Below are 18,569 nucleotides of genomic sequence, written 5' to 3'. Positions count from 1 at the left end.
GGGGATGGATGTTGATGCAAACGTCGGAGCCTTTCGTACTTGACAAGGCCGATAATGGCTGCGGACTGCTGCTGCTTACCGGTTTCATGCGCTTAAATCCCAGGCTGACCGCCGGATTTACGACACGGATCGGCGGAGTCAGCCGGGGGGATTATGACAGCTTGAATTGCGGGCTCCATGTGGCGGATGCTCCGGAGGATGTGGTGGAGAACCGCAGACGGCTGGCCGGAGCGCTTGCCGTGCCTTTTGAGTCCTGTACCTACGCAGAGCAGGTGCACGGCAAAGAGGTCCAAGTGGTAACGAGGCGGCAGCGTGGAGCGGGCCATGATTCCAGAGAAGGAGCGCTGCAGGACAAAGACGGCTTTATCACCAACGAGCCGGGAGTTTACCTGCATGCACTTTTTGCCGATTGTGTGCCGCTGTACTTTTATGATCCGGTACATAAGGCTGTAGGATTGGCTCATGCGGGCTGGAAAGGGACGGCGCTGGAGATTGCCAAGGCCGTTACTGAGGCGATGAGCGCCGCATATGGCACAAAGCCCCGCGAGCTGAAGGCGGCCATCGGGCCTTCCATTGGCATGTGCTGCTATGAAGTGGACGATGCAGTCATTGTGCGGATGGACAAAGTGATCGGAGAGCCGGGGCTGAGGTACAAAGATGAAGCCATAGGGGAAGTCCCTCCGCTGTATACCCGAAAACCGAACGGAAAATATAATTTAAACTTGCAACAAATAAACCGACAAATTATGATAAAAGCAGGAATTTTGCCATCAAATATCGAAATAAGTGGTTTATGCACAAGCTGTCGGCTCGATCTGTTTTACTCGCACCGCAAGAATGGCGGGTCAACGGGCCGCATGGCCGCATGGATCGGTTTGCGGGAATAAGCCGGTTTGAGGATCTTCCCATTCGGGGCTTTTGAACTCACGCTTGACGCAAGCCGGGAGGTAGGTGAATCTTTACAATGACATTGGAATTGCAAGCTCGCTTAAACGAGGTAAAAGGAAAGATTGCTGCGGCGTGCACGCGGGCGGGAAGAGATCCGCAAGAGGTGAGGATCATCGCCGTCACCAAGTACGTGTCGCTGGCTGCAACGGGGCAGGTTCTGCAGCAAGGGCTGACCGATATCGGAGAAAACCGCTGGCAGGATGCCGCGGCCAAATGGGAAGCTTTCGGCGATCGGGGGACCTGGCATTTCATAGGCCATCTGCAAACGAATAAAGTCAAGGATGTTGTCGGCCGGTTCGCTTACATTCATTCATTGGACAGGCTGTCGCTTGCCAAAGAAATAGAAAAAAAAGCGGCTTCCCTGGGAATGGAGATGCCGTGCTTCATCCAGCTTAACGTCTCCGGGGAAGAAACCAAATACGGTCTGGAGCCGGAAGCGCTGTTCGACTTCGTCAAAGAAATTCGCGAATATCGCCATATCCGAATTGCAGGTTTAATGACAATGGCGCCTTATGAGACGGAGCCGGAGCAAACCCGTCCCGTATTCCGGGGGTTAAGAGAGTGGCGCGATCGACTGAATCGGGAAGCATTGCTCGATTACGAAGTCGGTCACCTATCGATGGGGATGTCCAACGACTTTGAAGTCGCGGTTGAAGAAGGGGCGACTTGGGTGCGTCTCGGTTCTATTCTGGTGGGAAAAGAGTGAGACTGTAAGAAACACGAAGGAGGAGTGGACATGGGCGTCATGAACAAATTCATGAATTTAATCGGTTTGCAGGAAGAAGAAGAAGTAGTGGAGCGCGAACGTATCGTAGAACAGCATGAAGAAGTTGAAACCCCGGCGCAGGATACACGTAAACATAAGGGGAACGTTGTGAGCATTCACTCGCAAAAAAATGTCCGGGTCGTGCTGAACGAGCCGCGCACCTATGAAGAGACGCAGGAAATTGCCGATCATTTGCGCTACCGGCGTCCGGTGGTGGTCAATTTGCATCGCGTTCGTCCGGACCAGGCGACCCGGATCGTCGATTTTTTGAGCGGAACCGTGTACGCACTGAGCGGCTCGATATCGAAAATTGGCCCCAACATCTTTTTGTGTACTCCGGATACCGTAGAAATTCACGGTTCGATCTCGGAAACCATGAATCATGACGAAGGATAGCCCCCACTAAACAAAACGAGGTGAACAGCTTGATTGAGGGTTACATACGCACTCTGGTCGATATCTACCAATACGTACTCATCGCCTATGTTCTGCTCTCCTGGCTGCCGAATGCGCGGGAAAGCTTTATCGGAGAATTTCTGGGAAAGCTGTGCGAGCCGTATTTGAGCATCTTCCGCCGCTTTATTCCGCCCATTGGCGGGATGATCGATATTTCTCCGATCGTGGCGCTGATTGCACTCCGGTTCGTTGGCGAAGGGATTGTCGCGATCGTGTCCGCTATTTTTTAAGTCATCGGGCGGAACGGTGCATGGAGTCGAAGGAGATTTTGACGAATGAATGAACATATTTATGCCCACTTCCATCCGGATGAACACCGGTTTGTGGACAAAGCGGCCGAATGGGTGGAGCGGGCGGAGCAGCACGCTGTCAAACTTACCGATTTTTTGGACCCGCGCCAGGCATTTATCGTTACGTCGCTGGTGAACCGGAGTGCAGATGTTCACGTGCGCTTTGACGGAGGCCATCCCGGCGCCGAGCGCAAACGGGCATTCATCGCTCCGGATTACCGCGTATTGGACGACGAAGACATGGGCATTCGCCTGATCGGAGTGACTTCGCCCGACGAGAAGCTGCAGCAGCTCGATCACGGGGACTATATGGGAGCGATCTTAGGGCTTGGCATCAAGCGCGATAAGGTGGGCGACATCTATGTCCGACCGGACGGCTGCCATTTTCTCGCCGCCGCCGAGGTCGCCGATTATATCCGGCTGAACCTGAACGCTGTCCATCGTGTGCATGTGCAAACCGAGCTGCTGCCTTTGGACCGTCTTATCAGCACAGAGGTCAAGCTGGACGAGATGAGCCTGTCTGTCGCTTCACTGCGCCTGGACGGTATTGTCAGTGATGTATACCGGTTGAGTCGCGCCAAAGTGCTGATCCCGATTAAAGCGGGGCGGTGCAAGGTTAACTGGAAGCAGGTGGAAGATCCGAGTAAGCCGCTAAAACAAGGGGATGTCGTATCTCTTCAGGGCTTCGGACGCTTCAAGCTGCTTGAGGTCGAGGGTGTGACCAAAAAGGGGAGGTACCGCGTGAAAATCGGCAAGTATGCTTAAGCCGATTTTTTTTTGTTTGCGATTGCAGGAAATTGCAGTCAATTGTCGAATATAGCAATACGTGATTAGGTTGGTTGCTAAATTTGCAGGAGGTGCAACAATGGCTTTAACCCCGCTCGACATACATAATAAGGAATTCAAACGGTCATTTCGCGGTTATGATGAGGATGAAGTCAATGAGTTTTTGGATCAGGTGATCAAGGATTATGAAGTGTTAATCCGTGAAAATAAAGAATTGCAGAATCAGCTGAACGCGATTCAAGAACGGCTGGATCATTTTGCCAACATTGAAGAAACGTTAAGCAAGACCATCATCGTCGCGCAGGAAGCGGCCGATGAAGTCAAGACGAATGCGAAGAAGGAAGCGCAGCTGATCCTTAAGGAAGCGGAGAAGAATGCAGACCGCATCATCAACGAAGCCCTCTCGAAGACACGCAAAATCGCCATGGAAACCGAAGAGCTGAAGAAACAGGCTTCGATTTATCGCACGCGTTTCCGCACGCTGATTGAGGCGCAGCTGGAACTGCTCAGCAAAGAAGACTGGACTTCTCTGGAACGCATGGAAGTAGAGCAGCCATAAAGCAAAACCAGTGACATATACGGCTGCACCCGGGTTCATGCCTGTTTTTGACCGGAGCTGCACTCGGATGTTGACGCCGCCGCTGATTTCCGCTATACTCCACTCTATAAGTGAACATGAGTGAAAGCGATGATTGGGACGAGTACTTGGCGTCAAGCTGATGTCAGCGAACCGGGGGTTGGTGCGAGCCCGGACTTTGGCGGCGAAGGAATATCACCCATGAGCATCTCTTGAACCGATTAGAAGTAAAGAGCATCGGCTGATCCCGTTATCGATCATGGAGCGAAGACGCTTCGGTGAAAGGGCAGGTTGGCTTGAATGGTCAAGCGATCGCCCTGTATTCGTTTGTGTCTTAATTTGGGTGGTACCGCGAGACTTCTCGTCCCTAAGGGATAAGAAGTCTTTTTTGCGTTTATATCAAGTAAGGAGTGAATGGTGCAATGGCAATGGATTATGGCAAAACATTGAACCTGCTGCAGACCGATTTTCCGATGCGCGGAAATCTGCCGCAGGCCGAACCGAAGATGCAGCAGCGCTGGGAAGAAATGGACATTTATCGTATGGTTCAGGAGAGCCGTAAAGGCAAACCGAAGTTTATACTGCACGACGGCCCGCCGTATGCGAACGGCGATATTCATATAGGTCATGCGTTAAACAAGATCATCAAGGATATTATCGTCCGCTTCAAAACGATGCAGGGCTATGACGCTCCTTACGTGCCCGGCTGGGATACGCATGGGTTGCCGATCGAGCAGGCGATTGCCAACAGCGGCAAGGTTGACCGGAAGAAGATGAGCGTGCCCGAATTCCGGGACTACTGTAAAGCGTATGCCTTGGAATGGGTTGAAAAGCAAAAGGCCCAGTTCAAGCGTCTTTCGATCCGCGGGGATTGGAACAACCCTTACATCACGCTTCAGCCGAAGTATGAGGCGCAGCAAATCCGCGTTTTCGGCGGAATGGTGAATAAAGGCTATATCTATAAAGGGTTGAAGCCGGTCTATTGGTCTCCGTCGTCCGAAAGCGCCCTGGCGGAAGCTGAAATCGAGTACAAAGACAAAACGTCCACTTCGATCTATGTTGCTTTTGAAGTGAAGGACGGTAAGGGCAAGCTTCCGGAGGATGCGTCCATCGTCATCTGGACCACAACGCCATGGACACTTCCCGCTAACCTGGGGATCAGCCTTCACCCGGATTTCGATTATGCTCTGGTGGAAACCGGCGGCAAAAAATATGTGCTGGCCCAAGGACTTCTGGAAGCTGTCTCCAAGGAAATCGGCTGGACCGATGTTAAGGTATTGTCCACCCTAAAGGGAAGCGAGCTGGAATATGTACTCTGCAAGCATCCGTTTTATGACCGTACTTCACTTGTGATGGTTGGCGAGCACGTAACGCTAGATGCCGGTACCGGATGTGTGCACACGGCGCCGGGCCACGGCGAGGACGACTTTGTGATCGGGCAAAAATACAACCTCGGCGTGCTTTGTCCTGTAGATGATCAGGGGCATTTTACTTCGGAGGCCCCGGGCTTTGAAGGGCTGTTTTATGAAAAAGGAAATAAGATCATCACGGAGAGGCTGCAGGAATCCGGGCATCTGCTTCATATGACCACGATCCAGCACCAATATCCGCACGATTGGCGGACGAAAAAACCGGTGATTTTCCGTGCTACGGAACAGTGGTTTGCGTCTGTCGACGGATTCCGCCAGGCCATGCTGGATGAAATCAAAAGACTCAAATGGACGCCGGAGTGGGGGGAAACCCGCCTGCATAACATGATTGCCGACCGTGGAGACTGGTGTATTTCACGGCAGCGCGCCTGGGGCGTTCCGATCCCGATTTTCTACTGCCGGAGCTGCAGCGAGCCCCTGGTCAGCGAAGCGACGATTGAGCATGTGGCATTGATTTTTGAACGGGAAGGCTCCAATGCCTGGTTCTTGAAGGATGAGAAACAGCTGCTTCCGGACGGGACCGTATGTCCGAAATGCGGGCACGATCATTTCCGCAAGGAAACCGACATTATGGATGTCTGGTTCGATTCCGGTTCAAGCCATTCCGCTGTACTGGAAACGCGCGAAGAGCTGCAGTGGCCTGCGGATCTGTACCTGGAAGGCTCGGACCAATACCGCGGCTGGTTCAACTCTTCGTTGATTACCTCGGTGGCGGTCAAGGGCTCTGCACCATACAAAGGAATTTTGAGCCATGGCTTTACGCTGGATGGAGAAGGCCGCAAAATGTCCAAATCGCTGGGCAACACGGTAGATCCGAACCAGGTATCGAATAAGCTGGGCGCCGACATTTTGCGTTTGTGGGTATCGTCTACGGATTACCAGTCGGACGTGCGCATCTCGGATAACATCCTGAACCAAATTTCCGAAGGATACCGCAAAATCCGTAATACGCTCCGGTTCTTGCTCGGGAATCTATATGATTTCAACCCGGCGACAGACCGGGTAAGCGTGGATCAAATGAACGAGCTGGACCGTTATGCGCTGGTGCGATTGCACCGGATGGCAGAACGTGTCATCGAAGCATACGACAACTATGAATTCCATGTGGTCTATCAGGCTGTGCACCATTTCTGCGCGGTGGAGATGAGCGCTTTCTATCTCGATATTCTGAAGGATCGTCTGTATGCGAGCGCGCCGAAGGATCCGCAAAGAAGAGCGGCACAAACCGTATTATATGATGCCCTCACGGCAATAACTAAATTGATCGCACCGATTTTGCCGCATACGGCCGATGAGGTTTGGAACTATATCCCCGGAATAGAGCTGCCCAGCGTACAAATCGCAGAGCTTCCGCAGGTGGACAGAAGCTTGTTTGACGGCCAGCTGGAAGAGAAGTGGGAGAAGTTCACGGAACTGCGCGACGACGTGCTGAAGTCGCTTGAGGAGGCCCGTAAGGCTAAGCTGATTGGAAATTCGCTCAGCGCGGCGGTTCATTTGTACCCGGATCAGGAGACGCAGCAGTTTTTGAGCGGCTTCGACCGGCTGGATCTGCTGTTTATCGTATCGGCCGTACATGTACATGAGGCCGGCGCTGCGATTCCGGAGGACGCTCATGCCTATAAAGGCATGTCGGTGAGCATTTCCGTAGCGGAAGGCGAGAAGTGCGAACGCTGCTGGATCGTCACGCCGGAAGTAGGCCATCATGATACGCATCCTTCGCTTTGCAAACGTTGTGCCGAAGTTTTGGAGTCGGGTGTAGAAGCGTAAAACAGATCAACGAGCTGATCCGAGGGAATCAAACCCAAGGATAAGCTCGTTATTTCTAGGACTTATCCTCGTCCTCCAGGGTTCGATCCGGCTCAAGCAGCCCATAGCCTTCACCGCTTCGCATATAATCTTTATAAGCTTTATTGCGGACAACAGTGACATGCTGACCGTACATGTCGGTGGCCAAAAAGCTTTCGAACGGTTCCACATAGCCGACGGCTTCATCGGCCTCGATTTCCATTTCGTTATAGCTGTCCGCTTCATTCGGGTTTTCGGCCATGGCCGGAGAGTTAGATGAGCCCCAGCTTTCTAAAATTTGCCAGGCGTCCTCGCCGTCGAATGAATTCTGTTTGGAAAGCTCGTCAAGGCTGGTGCGTCCGAAAGGCGGAGCCAGCAGCTCCTCCTCTGCCGGACGACGGTCGGACGCGTGCGGATCCGGTACGTGATCGACGCAGTAAGCTGCTGTCGGGACCGCCTGCAGACGTTCGAACGGAATCGGCGCGCCGCATGTTCGGCATACCCCGTAAGTGCCGTCCTGAATACGTTGAAGCGCCTCTTTGATGTCGGACAGATGACGCTCGGCGTTCTCGAGCAGCGCAATGTCTTTGCCGCGTTCGAACATCTCGGTGCCCAAATCGGCGGGATGGTTGTCATTGGTGGACAGATCACCGGTTTGGACACGCATCTCGTCGCCCAAACCGAAATGTTCGCCGTCTTGCAAATGCTCTTCGAGCCAATGCTTCTCTTCACGCAGCGTGTTCGTCAATTCCTGAAGCTGCTGCGCTGTAAGCGAATGGGATGGTACGGGTCCGCTCGTCATTGAGTAGCCTCCTTTTTACACAATCGCAAGTAACGTTATTTTTCACGGTTCCGGCTGTTCTTAGGCAAGGGAATCGTTGTTAGCACGGAAACGGATAAAGGAGCTGGTACGTTGAAATATTACATCTACGCATTGATCGTGCTGCTGCTGGATCAGGCAACCAAATGGATCATTGTCAGCCAAATGGCGCTGGGAGAAGTTCGTTCAGTCATCGGCGAGTTTTTTCAGATCACGTCACATCGGAACCGCGGCGCCGCCTTTGGCATTTTGCAGGATCAGCGCTGGTTTTTTATTGTGATCACGATCGGTGTTGCCGTAGGAGTGATCTGGTACCTGCAAAAAACGGTAAAGGAAGGCAAAAAGCTGCTCCCGTTTGCTTTGAGCCTGCTGCTTGGCGGCGCACTTGGCAATTTTATCGATCGGGCGTTATTCGGTGAAGTGGTTGACTTTTTGATGTTCCGGTTTCAATTTAACTGGTTCGGTACTCCTGTAGATTATACTTATCCGATTTTTAATGTGGCCGATATGGCCATTGTCATCGGCGTTGTACTGATTTTCGTAGATTCGTTCATCAGCTGGCGTCAGGAAAGCAAACAAAATGCACAAAGCAATACGGAAGGCGGAGATGCGTAAATCATGAGCATAGGGGAAGAACGTGAATCCTCGGACAACCGGTTTGAATGGATTGCCGAGCCTGAAGAAGCGGGAGAAAGAATTGATAAGTTCCTGACGGAAGTATTGGAGGAAGAAGTATCCCGTACACAGGTGCAGCAGTGGGTCAAAGACGGACATGTCACCGTCAATGGAAAGACCGTGAAGCCCAATTATAAATTGTCGGATGGAGATACCGTTGTGCTGATGATGCCGGAGCCTGAGGAGCTGGAGTTGGCGCCGGAGGCCATCCCGATTGAGGTCGTCTACGAAGATTCCGATGTGATTGTGGTCAATAAGCCGCGCGGGATGGTTGTGCACCCGGCACCGGGACATCCGGGAGGGACGCTGGTGAATGCGCTGCTCTACCACTGCAAGGATTTGTCTGGTATTAACGGCATCATGCGTCCGGGGATCGTTCATCGCATCGATAAAGATACGTCGGGGCTGTTGATGGCGGCCAAGAATGATCTGGCCCACAATAGTCTTGCCGAGCAGCTGAAGGCTCATACGGTGAACCGCAAATACTTGGCGCTTGTTCATGGGAACGTGCCCCATGATAATGGTACGGTGGATGCTCCGATCGGCCGCGATCCGAAGGATCGCAAGTTGTACACGGTTACGGAACGGAACAGCAAGCATGCGGTCACTCATTTTGCCGTCATCGAACGTTTCAAGGATTACACCCTGCTCGAGCTGAAGCTGGAAACGGGGAGGACACACCAGATTCGGGTACATATGAAATTTATCGGCCACCCGCTGGTGGGCGATCCGGTTTACGGCCCGTCGAAAAGCAGGGGAGTCCATATGGAAGGCCAGGCGCTTCATGCCGCTGTGCTTGGTTTCGAGCATCCGCGGACGGGAGAATCACTGCAGTTTGAAGCTCCGATGCCGGAGGATATGGTGAACGTACTCGAAGTATTAAAAACAAGGTAGAGGAAGAGAAACGGACATGGAGCATTTAGAGCGTCTAGTTAATCCGAGAGTCAAGGACATTCAAATATCCGGCATCCGCAAAATATCCAATCTGGTGGCGACCTATAAGGATGCGATCACACTCACGATCGGCCAGCCCGATTTTCCGACGCCGGAGCATATTTTGCGGTCTGCCGAGCAAGCTATTGCAGACCACCGGACCACTTATACCCCTAATCCGGGTATTCTGGAGCTGAGACAGGCAGCCAGCGCTTTTATCGAGAAAAAGTACGGGTTAACGTACGGTGCGGCGAATGAAGTCATTATAACTACGGGCGCAAGTCAAGCGCTCGATATTACGCTGCGTACGATTCTGGACGAAGGCAGCGAGGTGATTCTGCCCGGACCGATTTATCCGGGATATGAGCCATTGGTTCGCCTGTGCGGGGGCGTTCCCGTATACGTGGATACACGGGCCAACGGCTTCAAGCTGACGGCGGAGCTGCTGGAGCCGCATATCACCGGGAAGACGAGATGCATCATCTTGTGCTATCCGTCCAATCCTACAGGTCGCGTCCTGTCGGAAACGGAGCTGTCGGAGATGGCGCGGCTGCTTGCGCAGCGGGATATTTTCGTCATATCCGATGAAATCTACAGCGAGCTGATTTACGACGCGCCTCATCGGTCGATTGCCGCTTTGCCGGGCATGCGGGACAAAACGATCGTGATCAACGGATTGTCCAAATCGCATTCGATGACCGGCTGGCGGATCGGCTTCACGCTGGCGCCCGCTTATTTGTCGCAGCACATGGTCAAAGTGCATCAATATAATGTCACCTGCGCCAGTTCGATCAGCCAGTATGCCGCGGTAGAGGCGTTGACCTCGGGAATGGACGATGCGCAGCCGATGAAAGAAGAATACCGGAAGCGGCGCGATTATGTGTATGACCGGCTGATTGGCATGGGGTTTGAGCTGGACAGACCGGAGGGAGCTTTTTATTTATTTCCTTCCATCGAGCGGTTCGGGTTGTCATCCATGGACTTCACAATGAAGCTGCTGGAAGAGCAGCGAGTGGCTGTTGTACCCGGCGATGCCTTTTCCATTTATGGCGAAGGATATGTCCGTATTTCCTATGCATACAGCATGGAAGTATTGGAGCAGGGGATGGAACGGCTGGAAAAGTTCGTTAAGCAGCAAGGCAGTTAAAAATGAACATCATTTAACAATGTTGATAAGAAGCCCCGCGATACACTGAAAGAGTGTTGTGGCGGGGTATTTTTTGATATAATTGAAGATGATAATCATTTTCATAAGAATCAAGCCATTCTGACTGTCAAGGAGTGAAGCCTTTGAGACCTGTACAACCTGTTCGTAAGTCTTCTCTGCATTATATGGGGACAGAGGAGTTTAAACTGGACAGTCTGCAAAGCATAGAGCTGTCTGCCGATCATGTATCAATTTTCGGCTTCGTCATGCAGGAAAGCTTGAAGGTGACTCTGGAATCGGAGAGCAGACGCCGGTCGGGCAAAGTGTGGAGCGGGGAATTATTTTTCATTCCTCCGCACTGCCAGTGTACGATTGAGAATCGGGGAGCTGCGGCCTCCCAAGTCATCATAATCCGGTTTGAATGGGATTGGAGCCGCTTATCCATACCGGCGCCATCGGCCCGACCTTTCAGGCCTTCGGATGAATTTCACTTATACAGCTTTAGGATGCCGCAAATCCGCCATTGGATTCAAGATTTCATGAGTGACTGCGGTGACGATGAGCCGGTGCTGTTCTACCAGCTGCAATCGCATTTATACGCGATGGTTTCCTCATTGATGACTTATATTCAAAAGCCGGGGGCAGTGGATGACGTTCTGACCGATTACGTGGAACAGACCAAACGTTATATGCTTGAACACTATAATACGCCGATGGATATTGAAGAGATCGCCCGTCTGTCGGGGGTAAGCCCCAATCGATTTTATCAGTCTTTCAGGAGGCATACAGGGCTCACCCCGCACAAATTCATGACCACGATCCGATTGAATGCCTCGCTATGCCTGCTGGCGAATACGCCGTCATCGGTCATGGAAGTGGCGCACTCCGTCGGTTATTCCGATGAATTATACTTTAGCAGGGTGTTTAAAAAGCATATGGGGATGTCGCCGACGGAATATGCCGCGTGCGCCAAAATACGCATTGCCAATTTATCTCCGGTATTTCAGGGCGATTTATCCGTTCTTGGTATTACACCGAAGCTTACGTTAAGAAGAGGCTGGTCGGATCACCCGGAGAAATATTTGCACCAAATCGAAAGCTGCAGGCCTGAGCTTATTTTTTGCTCTCCCGTACCGGAAGATTTGTACCGGAGATTATGCAAAATCGCCCCGGTCGTCATGCTTCATTGGAAAGGGATGTCCTGGAAGGAGCGGCTGCTGAAAATCAGCGGGATTCTGGGTCTGTCAACCGTTGCCGAGCGGTGGCTGGCTTATTTTGATATGAAGGTGGAAAACGCAAAATTTCATATTCGCCGGCAGTTGGGGGACGAACCCTTTTTATTGGTCGGTTCGTTCGAGGAACAGTTTCGCGTGTTTGGTATGCAGCACAAAAAAATGAGAGATCTGTTTTACGACGAGCTGCAGGTTACGCCGCCTGCCCAGGCCAATAAGGTCAACTTTCATGAAGTCATGACGCTTGGCGAGGTGGCGTCGCTGGATTGCAATAATGTCCTGTTTCTGGTGCCGTCCACGGCTTCAGACGATTACTGTGCAAAGCTGGAGGAAGAATGGCGGCGGCTTAAACGGAACGGGAAGAAGAAGCACTGTCTTTTTATACGTTATGTTGAACCCTTGTTGTACAATCCTTCCATGCACGAAAGCTTGCTTGATCAAACCGTTAATCAACTGCTGCTAACCTCGGGGAAATGAGGAAAATCCATACTCCAAAGAAGAAATATCCATTCATGTTGAGGAGAATTTATGTAAAATAGAAAAAGTGATAATCATTATCACTTTTAATCATCGATTGCATACGTGCTTGTTATGATGCTTTTTATAGGGAGGGCAGCGAAAAATTGCAATAGGCAGCCGTTCCATGATGACGGTGACCGCTCAGCATCATTTTTTTTGGGATCAAATTGAGAATGATTATCTTTATTGATTTTAAAGCGCGTAATCCTAATTTATCGAGTAAGGAACCGTTATGAAAAAAAGATACTTACTGCTCGCTCTCGTCGTCTTATCCGTCACATCCGTATTTATCGGGGTTAAGAACATCTCGATCCTGGATATATTCCATTTATCCGAGGACCAAGCCCACATCCTGATGGACAGCAGGCTGCCCCGGTTAATAAGTATTATTATCGCAGGTGCCAGCATGAGCATCATTGGTCTGATTATGCAGCAGCTGACTCAAAACAAATTCGTATCCCCGACGACAGCCGGAACGATGGACGCGGCCCGATTAGGCATACTGGTGTCCATGCTGATTTTTTCTTCAGCCACTCCTTTGCAAAAGATGCTTGTCGCTTTTGTTTTTGCGCTGCTCGGAACGCTGATGTTCATGAAAATTTTAGACAAAGTGAAGATGAAGGATACGATATTCATCCCTCTTGTTGGCCTTATGTTTGGAAATATTTTGGGCTCGATCACTACGTTTTTTGCCTATAAGCATGATCTCATTCAAAGTATTTCCACATGGCTTCACGGAGATTTTTCCATGATGATGACGGGGCGCTATGAGCTGTTGTATATCAGTGTTCCGTTGGTGGTCATCGCTTATTTGTTCGCCAACCGGTTTACGATTGCGGGGATGGGTGAGGAATTTTCCGTCAATTTGGGACTGAATTATAAACAGGTGGTATACATAGGCTTGATCATTGTAGCGGCCGTATCCTCTGTCGTGCTGCTTACGGTCGGCATGTTACCGTTCCTGGGTCTCATTATCCCTAACATCGTGACGATTTATCAGGGAGATCATCTGAAAAAAAACCTTTCTCATACCGCTTTATTGGGAGCTGTGTTTGTATTATTTTGCGACATCCTCGGCCGGGTCATTATTTATCCGTATGAAATTTCCATAGGCCTTACGGTCGGCGTGATCGGAAGCGGTATTTTTCTTTATTTACTCATGAGGAGAAAGGCACATGGCTTATAGAGGCAAGCTTGGTTTTCTGGCAATGGCTGCGGTCCTGTTAGTAATCCTGTATTTATTCATCGATGCCGGATCCAATTGGGATTATGTCCTTCCCCGAAGGCTCAAAAAGATTCTTGCGATTATGCTGACCGGCGCTGCCATCGCTTTTTCTACGGTGGTATTTCAAACGATCACCAACAACCGGATATTGACGCCTTCTATGATCGGGTTGGATTCGTTATATCTGTTGGTTCAAACTTCTGTGGTTTATTTGTTCGGCGCCACGACGCTCACGATGATGAACAGCAACGTTCAATTCCTCATCTCGGTCGGGGCGATGATCCTGTTTGCGGGAGTCTTGTATAAATTTCTGTTCAGAAAAGAAGGGCAGCACATCTATTTTTTGCTGCTGGTCGGGTTTATATTCGGGACGCTATTTTCGAACCTTTCGTCATTCATGGAAATGCTCATCGATCCCAATGAGTTTATGGTGGTGCAGGACCGGATGTTTGCCAGCTTCAATAATATCAATACGGATCTTCTTTTGATCTCGTTCCTGGTGGTCTTGGCGACAGCCGTTTATTTTATGAAATATGCCAAGTTCCTGGATGTACTGTCGCTGGGCAAAGAGCATGCCGTCAATTTGGGGATTCCCTACGATCTGGTTGTCAAAAGACTGCTGATCATCGTAGCCGTGCTGATCTCCATTTCGACTGCTTTAGTCGGCCCGATCACATTCCTGGGCTTGCTGGTTGTAAATATCGTCCATCAATTTATACAAACGTACAGGCATACCTATCTGATTTCAGGCTCCATTCTCGTTAGCATGATTGCCTTGGCAGGAGGTCAATTGATTGTCGAGAGGGTATTCACCTTCTCTACGACGTTAAGCGTGATTATCAATTTCATAGGCGGCGTTTACTTTATTTATCTTCTATTAAAGGAGAATAAGTCGTGGTAGAAGTAAGGGAAGTATCTAAACAATACGGCAATAAATCGGTGGTCGACGATGTTTGTATCAGCATCCCCAAAGGGAGGATCACTTCTTTAATCGGACCTAACGGAGCGGGAAAAAGCACGGTCTTGTCCATGATCAGCCGTCTGATTCCGAAGGATCGCGGAGAAATTTTCATTGACGGTCAGGAAATCGGCCGCTGGAAAAGCGGCGAGCTCGCCAAGAAAATATCGATCTTGAAACAATCCAACCATATCAATATCCGTTTGACGATCAGAGAATTGGTTTCATTCGGACGCTTCCCCTATTCCCAAGGAAAGCTGTCCAAGGAGGATCTGGAGTATGTCGATGAGGCGATCCGTTATATGGAGCTGGAGGATATACAGCATAAATATCTTGATCAATTAAGCGGCGGGCAAAGGCAAAGGGCGTTTATTGCGATGGTCATCGCCCAAAATACAGAATATATCCTTTTGGATGAACCGCTGAACAATCTGGATATGAAGCATTCCGTTCAAATTATGAAAGTGTTGAGAAGAATGGTAGACGAACTGGGCAAAACCATTGTTCTGGTCATCCATGACATCAATTTTGCCTCCTGCTATTCCGACTACATCGTCGCTCTTAAAGACGGGAAGGTCGTTAAAGTGGGAGATACGGATGACATCATCCATCCGTCGGTATTGAAAGAAGTCTATGATATGGATATTCACATAGAGGATATCAACCAGAATAAAATTTGTGTTTATTTTGCTTAATCGATCCGGTATTTTTCAGGCATTATTTTGGTGGTATTCATCATGAGTCCCATGTTGAAGCATCATCAATGTAATTCATAAAACCATTTGTTTAGGAGAGTGACATGAATGAGTAAAAAGCTTTCTTTGATTTTCTTGACCGTGCTGCTGGCCGTTGTTTTTACCGCGTGCGGTACGACGGGCGGCGGAACGACCGATACGGCTGCAAACCTTTCTAACGGCAGCTCCAATGGAGCCCCGGCACCGAAGGTTGATGAAGAATTGACGATCAAGCACCAGCTGGGTGAAACCAAGGTCAAGAAAAATCCTCAGAAAGTGGTTGTTTTTGACTTTGGCGCTTTAGATACTTTAGACAAGCTGGGGGTTCAAGTGACAGGCGTACCTCAAGCGAACATTCCTCCTTATCTGTCCAAATATCAGGATGCAAAATATGTGAATGTAGGCAGTTTGAAAGAGCCTGACTTTGAAAAAATCAATCAGATTGGTCCGGACTTAATTATCATTTCCGGCAGACAATCCGAGGCTTATCAAGAACTGTCGAAGATTGGTCCAACGATTTTTGTAGGCGTGGATAACGCCAAATATATGGAGTCCTTCAAGCAAAATATGACGTTGCTGGGATCGATTTTCGAAAAAGCCTCCGCTGTCGAGGAAGAGCTTGCCAAAATTGACGCTACGATCAATAATGTCAAGGAAAAAGCAACGGCAAGCGGTAAAAACGGTTTAATTGTTTTGGTTACCGGCGGGAAAGTCAGCGCTTATGGACCGGGTTCCCGGTTTGGTCTTATTCATGATGTGCTTGGGTTTGCTCCTGTGGAGAAAAATATTGAAGTTTCCACTCACGGCCAAAGCATTTCCTTCGAATTTATCGTTGAAAAAAATCCGGACTACCTGTTTGTGATTGACCGGGATGCCGCTGTCGGCAACGAATCGCCGGCCAAGCAGGTGATTGAAAATGAGCTGGTGATAAAGACCAAAGCTTACCAAAACGGAACGATCGTTTATCTGGATCCTAACTATTGGTATCTTTCCGGCGGCGGGTTAATATCGGTAGCGGAAATGGCTAAAGAAGTGGAAGCTGGCTTAAAATAAAGAAAAAAACCGAGAGGGGCGCGGCCCTTCTCGGTTTTTTTCCTTATTTTAACGATTCGATTTCCAGGTCAGGTAACGAGTCATGAGGCCGATAGCCAGATCGATCGAGCGTTCATCAGGCTCGATCTTGGCATGATGCAGGCCGTATGGCGTGCCCACGCCCAGCCAAAACATGAAGCCGGGAATGGATTCCAGAAAATAACCGAAATCTTCACCGGTCATGGCTTCTTTACACTCGATAAGGTCGATGTGATAAGACTGCTGCGTTTCGCGTACCCACTGCATAAACTCGCTGGTGATCTTTTCCTCGTTGTACACCTGCAGGTAATTGGAGCCGTAGTCGATATGAGCCTGACAGGCAAATGCCGTTTCCAACCCATGGACTAAGGCTTCGATGCGGGACTTGACCAGGGTCATCGTGTCCGCCGACAGCGTACGGATGGTTCCTTCCAGACGCGCCTTCTCGGCGATAATGTTCTGCTTCGTGCCGCCGTCGATTTTGCCGATGGTGATTACCGCTGAATCCAACGGATTCACGTTTCGTGCGATGACCGTCTGTAGTTGGCCCACCAACTGGCAGGCGGCGATCACCATGTCGTTGGCGTTATGCGGAAACGCCGCATGGCCTCCTTTGCCGGTCAAATCGATGAACAGCTCGGAGGTGTTGGCGAACAGAATGCCGGGCTTTGTGGCAATCGTTCCCACCGGATATTCGGGTGCAATATGCAGAGCGAAAATTTCATCCGGCATCCAATCCTTCAGCTCCTCGCTTTCGAGCATCGGTTTGGCGCCGCCGGGACCCTCTTCAGCCGGCTGGAAGATAAACGTCAGATGGTCTTGGACGGGGTGGCTTGCAAAATGCGTCAGGATACCGAGTCCGATTGCCATGTGCAGATCATGGCCGCAGGCGTGCATGTAGCCGGGGTGCTTGGAACGGAAATCGTAGCCGGTATCCTCCTGGATCGGCAGGCCGTCCATATCTGCCCGGTAGCCGAGCCTTTTTTGCGGCTGCGTGCCCCGGACATTGACCAGGACGCCTGTCTTCCACGTGCGGATTTCAATATGTTCCTGCGGAAGGGTGGAGATATAGTCAAGCAAGTACTGCTGCGTCTTGAATTCTTGAAAGCCCGTTTCGGGAATCTGATGCAGGTCGCGGCGCAGTTTCACATAACGGCTTGGAGTGGCAGTGACGCTCACGGTGGGTTAACCTCCTTTACTTTGGCGGACCTTGACAAAGGCTGATACTAATAGAAAGACCCGGCGTCGCGACGCCGAGCCTGAATTCGACCGATTTACAGATTGCGCAAATCCTTCAAAATTTCGGTTTTGGACTTCGTTTTGTCGTCCACCTTTTTGATGACGCGGGCTGGCGTACCGGCAACTACGCTGTATTCCGGAACGTCTTCTACGACGACGGCGCCTGCGGCAACAACCGAGCCTTTGCCTACGCGTACGCCTTCGAGAATAACGGCATTGGCGCCGACCAGCACGTCATCCTCGATGACAACCGGCTGCGCAGAAGGCGGCTCGATGACGCCGGCAAGGACGGCGCCTGCGCCGATGTGGCACATGCTGCCGATTTTCACGCGGCCGCCGATGACGGCGCCCATGTCGATCATCGTGCCTGCGCCGATGGAAGCTCCGATGTTGATCACCGCGCCCATCATGATGATGGCGTTATCGCCGATGCCGACCATATCGCGGATCACGGCGCCCGGCTCGATGCGGGCATTGATGCCCTTCAAGTCCAGCAGCGGTACAGCCGAGTTGCGGCGGTCGTTCTCGACCACATAATCCTCGATTTTGGAGGAGTTCGCATCAAGCACGCTTTGAATCTCCGCCCAGTCTCCGAAGATGACGCCGGTTTTGCCTGTAATAAACGTTTGAACGTTTTCGCCAAAGGAAATCGACTCGAGGTCGCCTTTCAAGTATACTTTAACCGGGGTCTTTTTCTTGCTCGTTTTAATAAGATTAATAACTTCTTCTGTATTCATTTCAATCGACATAGCTACATTTCCAACTCCTCTATGTATAGTACCGTGAACGATGGGCGATATCCGTCACCAAAGTTCGGGTTGATAGTGAACTACATCTTTTATAGCATAAAATGACCGCTTCCCGCAATCTTTAGGGAATGCTTGTCAGTGTCAAGCTAGCGTGGGCAGTCATTTAAGATGCCTGGAACGCGAACCCCGAAGGAACCTCTTCCTTGTAAGCGCTTTGCTTCGTTCTTTC

18 protein-coding genes and 1 other annotated feature are annotated in these 18,569 nt (G+C 50.6%); of the genes, 15 read left to right on the top strand and 3 right to left on the bottom strand.

The window, feature by feature from the left end; translation table 11 throughout:
* The first annotated feature begins 14 nt into the window (after window positions 1-14).
* The 7 genes from pgeF to ileS all read left to right on the top strand — a co-directional run bounded on the left by pgeF (window position 15) and on the right by ileS (window position 7,020).
* Window positions 15-887, top strand: a complete 873-nt coding sequence (gene pgeF, locus BLT35_RS02620) for a peptidoglycan editing factor PgeF (RefSeq protein WP_062407666.1) — start codon at window positions 15-17, stop codon at window positions 885-887.
* 83 nt (window positions 888-970) lie between these two features.
* On the top strand, window positions 971-1,654 hold the full coding sequence (locus BLT35_RS02615) for a YggS family pyridoxal phosphate-dependent enzyme (protein ID WP_171005934.1): 684 nt from the start codon (window positions 971-973) through the stop codon (window positions 1,652-1,654).
* A gap of 30 nt (window positions 1,655-1,684) precedes the next feature.
* Window positions 1,685-2,110: a cell division protein SepF gene (locus tag BLT35_RS02610; protein ID WP_062407670.1), complete on the top strand. Its 426-nt coding sequence runs from the start codon at window positions 1,685-1,687 to the stop codon at window positions 2,108-2,110.
* A 20-nt stretch (window positions 2,111-2,130) separates the two neighbouring features.
* Window positions 2,131-2,400 (top strand): YggT family protein, encoded by a 270-nt coding sequence (locus BLT35_RS02605; protein ID WP_062407672.1) that lies wholly within the window; start codon window positions 2,131-2,133, stop codon window positions 2,398-2,400.
* A 45-nt stretch (window positions 2,401-2,445) separates the two neighbouring features.
* Complete coding sequence (locus BLT35_RS02600; protein WP_062407674.1) at window positions 2,446-3,225, top strand: YlmH family RNA-binding protein; 780 nt, start codon at window positions 2,446-2,448, stop codon at window positions 3,223-3,225.
* A 100-nt stretch (window positions 3,226-3,325) separates the two neighbouring features.
* Entirely contained in the window at window positions 3,326-3,805 is a 480-nt protein-coding gene (locus tag BLT35_RS02595; RefSeq protein WP_054818078.1) for a DivIVA domain-containing protein, read from the top strand.
* 120 nt (window positions 3,806-3,925) lie between these two features.
* Window positions 3,926-4,195 (top strand) — a binding site (T-box leader).
* 56 nt (window positions 4,196-4,251) lie between these two features.
* The gene (gene ileS, locus BLT35_RS02590) at window positions 4,252-7,020 is read left to right on the top strand and encodes an isoleucine--tRNA ligase (RefSeq protein ID WP_074727046.1); all 2,769 of its coding nucleotides are present in this window, start codon (window positions 4,252-4,254) and stop codon (window positions 7,018-7,020) included.
* Window positions 7,021-7,075: 55 nt separating this feature from the next.
* Here ileS and BLT35_RS02585 read toward each other — a convergent pair whose 3' ends face one another.
* Window positions 7,076-7,840 carry a TraR/DksA C4-type zinc finger protein gene (locus BLT35_RS02585; RefSeq protein WP_062407677.1) on the bottom strand — a complete coding sequence of 255 codons (765 nt, stop codon included), beginning with the start codon at window positions 7,838-7,840 and terminating at the stop codon, window positions 7,076-7,078.
* A 111-nt stretch (window positions 7,841-7,951) separates the two neighbouring features.
* Between BLT35_RS02585 and lspA the strand changes: the two genes are divergently transcribed.
* The 8 genes from lspA (at window position 7,952) to BLT35_RS02545 (ending at window position 16,334) form a co-directional block, all read left to right on the top strand.
* On the top strand, window positions 7,952-8,473 hold the full coding sequence (gene lspA / locus BLT35_RS02580) for a signal peptidase II (RefSeq protein WP_074726955.1): 522 nt from the start codon (window positions 7,952-7,954) through the stop codon (window positions 8,471-8,473).
* 3 nt (window positions 8,474-8,476) lie between these two features.
* Complete coding sequence (locus BLT35_RS02575; protein ID WP_062407681.1) at window positions 8,477-9,427, top strand: RluA family pseudouridine synthase; 951 nt, start codon at window positions 8,477-8,479, stop codon at window positions 9,425-9,427.
* Between the two features lie 16 nt (window positions 9,428-9,443).
* Window positions 9,444-10,613, top strand: a complete 1,170-nt coding sequence (locus BLT35_RS02570; protein ID WP_062407683.1) for an aminotransferase A — start codon at window positions 9,444-9,446, stop codon at window positions 10,611-10,613.
* Window positions 10,614-10,756: 143 nt separating this feature from the next.
* Complete coding sequence (locus BLT35_RS02565) at window positions 10,757-12,322, top strand: AraC family transcriptional regulator (protein WP_062407685.1); 1,566 nt, start codon at window positions 10,757-10,759, stop codon at window positions 12,320-12,322.
* A gap of 274 nt (window positions 12,323-12,596) precedes the next feature.
* Complete coding sequence (locus BLT35_RS02560; protein WP_062407687.1) at window positions 12,597-13,550, top strand: ABC transporter permease; 954 nt, start codon at window positions 12,597-12,599, stop codon at window positions 13,548-13,550.
* The gene (locus BLT35_RS02555) at window positions 13,540-14,490 is read left to right on the top strand and encodes an iron chelate uptake ABC transporter family permease subunit (RefSeq protein ID WP_074726954.1); all 951 of its coding nucleotides are present in this window, start codon (window positions 13,540-13,542) and stop codon (window positions 14,488-14,490) included. Before BLT35_RS02560 ends, BLT35_RS02555 begins: the two co-directional genes overlap by 11 nt.
* Entirely contained in the window at window positions 14,484-15,242 is a 759-nt protein-coding gene (locus BLT35_RS02550; RefSeq protein ID WP_062407692.1) for an iron ABC transporter ATP-binding protein, read from the top strand. Before BLT35_RS02555 ends, BLT35_RS02550 begins: the two co-directional genes overlap by 7 nt.
* Before the next feature lie 108 nt (window positions 15,243-15,350).
* The gene (locus BLT35_RS02545; RefSeq protein ID WP_074726953.1) at window positions 15,351-16,334 is read left to right on the top strand and encodes a siderophore ABC transporter substrate-binding protein; all 984 of its coding nucleotides are present in this window, start codon (window positions 15,351-15,353) and stop codon (window positions 16,332-16,334) included.
* 48 nt (window positions 16,335-16,382) lie between these two features.
* On the opposite strand, the gene BLT35_RS02540 is transcribed toward BLT35_RS02545, so the two are convergent.
* Together BLT35_RS02540 and dapD are read right to left on the bottom strand one after the other, a co-directional pair.
* Entirely contained in the window at window positions 16,383-17,531 is a 1,149-nt protein-coding gene (locus BLT35_RS02540) for an N-acetyldiaminopimelate deacetylase (RefSeq protein WP_054818083.1), read from the bottom strand.
* Window positions 17,532-17,626: 95 nt separating this feature from the next.
* On the bottom strand, window positions 17,627-18,340 hold the full coding sequence (dapD, locus tag BLT35_RS02535; protein ID WP_062407693.1) for a 2,3,4,5-tetrahydropyridine-2,6-dicarboxylate N-acetyltransferase: 714 nt from the start codon (window positions 18,338-18,340) through the stop codon (window positions 17,627-17,629).
* Between the last annotated feature and the right edge of the window lie 229 nt (window positions 18,341-18,569).

Origin of the sequence: Paenibacillus naphthalenovorans (genome assembly GCF_900099895.1) — a bacterium.
Taxonomy (GTDB): domain Bacteria; phylum Bacillota; class Bacilli; order Paenibacillales; family NBRC-103111; genus Paenibacillus_G; species Paenibacillus_G naphthalenovorans.
This window is presented reverse-complemented; position numbering and strand designations above follow the sequence as displayed.

Coding starts and splice junctions, on each gene's coding strand:
- pgeF (WP_062407666.1), top strand. CDS start 15: ATGCAAACGTCGGAGCCTTTCGTACTTGACAAGGCCGATAATGGCTGC.
- BLT35_RS02610 (WP_062407670.1), top strand. CDS start 1,685: ATGGGCGTCATGAACAAATTCATGAATTTAATCGGTTTGCAGGAAGAA.
- BLT35_RS02600 (WP_062407674.1), top strand. CDS start 2,446: ATGAATGAACATATTTATGCCCACTTCCATCCGGATGAACACCGGTTT.
- BLT35_RS02595 (WP_054818078.1), top strand. CDS start 3,326: ATGGCTTTAACCCCGCTCGACATACATAATAAGGAATTCAAACGGTCA.
- ileS (WP_074727046.1), top strand. CDS start 4,252: ATGGATTATGGCAAAACATTGAACCTGCTGCAGACCGATTTTCCGATG.
- BLT35_RS02585 (WP_062407677.1), bottom strand. CDS start 7,840: ATGACGAGCGGACCCGTACCATCCCATTCGCTTACAGCGCAGCAGCTT.
- BLT35_RS02575 (WP_062407681.1), top strand. CDS start 8,477: ATGAGCATAGGGGAAGAACGTGAATCCTCGGACAACCGGTTTGAATGG.
- BLT35_RS02570 (WP_062407683.1), top strand. CDS start 9,444: ATGGAGCATTTAGAGCGTCTAGTTAATCCGAGAGTCAAGGACATTCAA.
- BLT35_RS02560 (WP_062407687.1), top strand. CDS start 12,597: ATGAAAAAAAGATACTTACTGCTCGCTCTCGTCGTCTTATCCGTCACA.
- BLT35_RS02555 (WP_074726954.1), top strand. CDS start 13,540: ATGGCTTATAGAGGCAAGCTTGGTTTTCTGGCAATGGCTGCGGTCCTG.
- BLT35_RS02545 (WP_074726953.1), top strand. CDS start 15,351: ATGAGTAAAAAGCTTTCTTTGATTTTCTTGACCGTGCTGCTGGCCGTT.
- dapD (WP_062407693.1), bottom strand. CDS start 18,340: ATGTCGATTGAAATGAATACAGAAGAAGTTATTAATCTTATTAAAACG.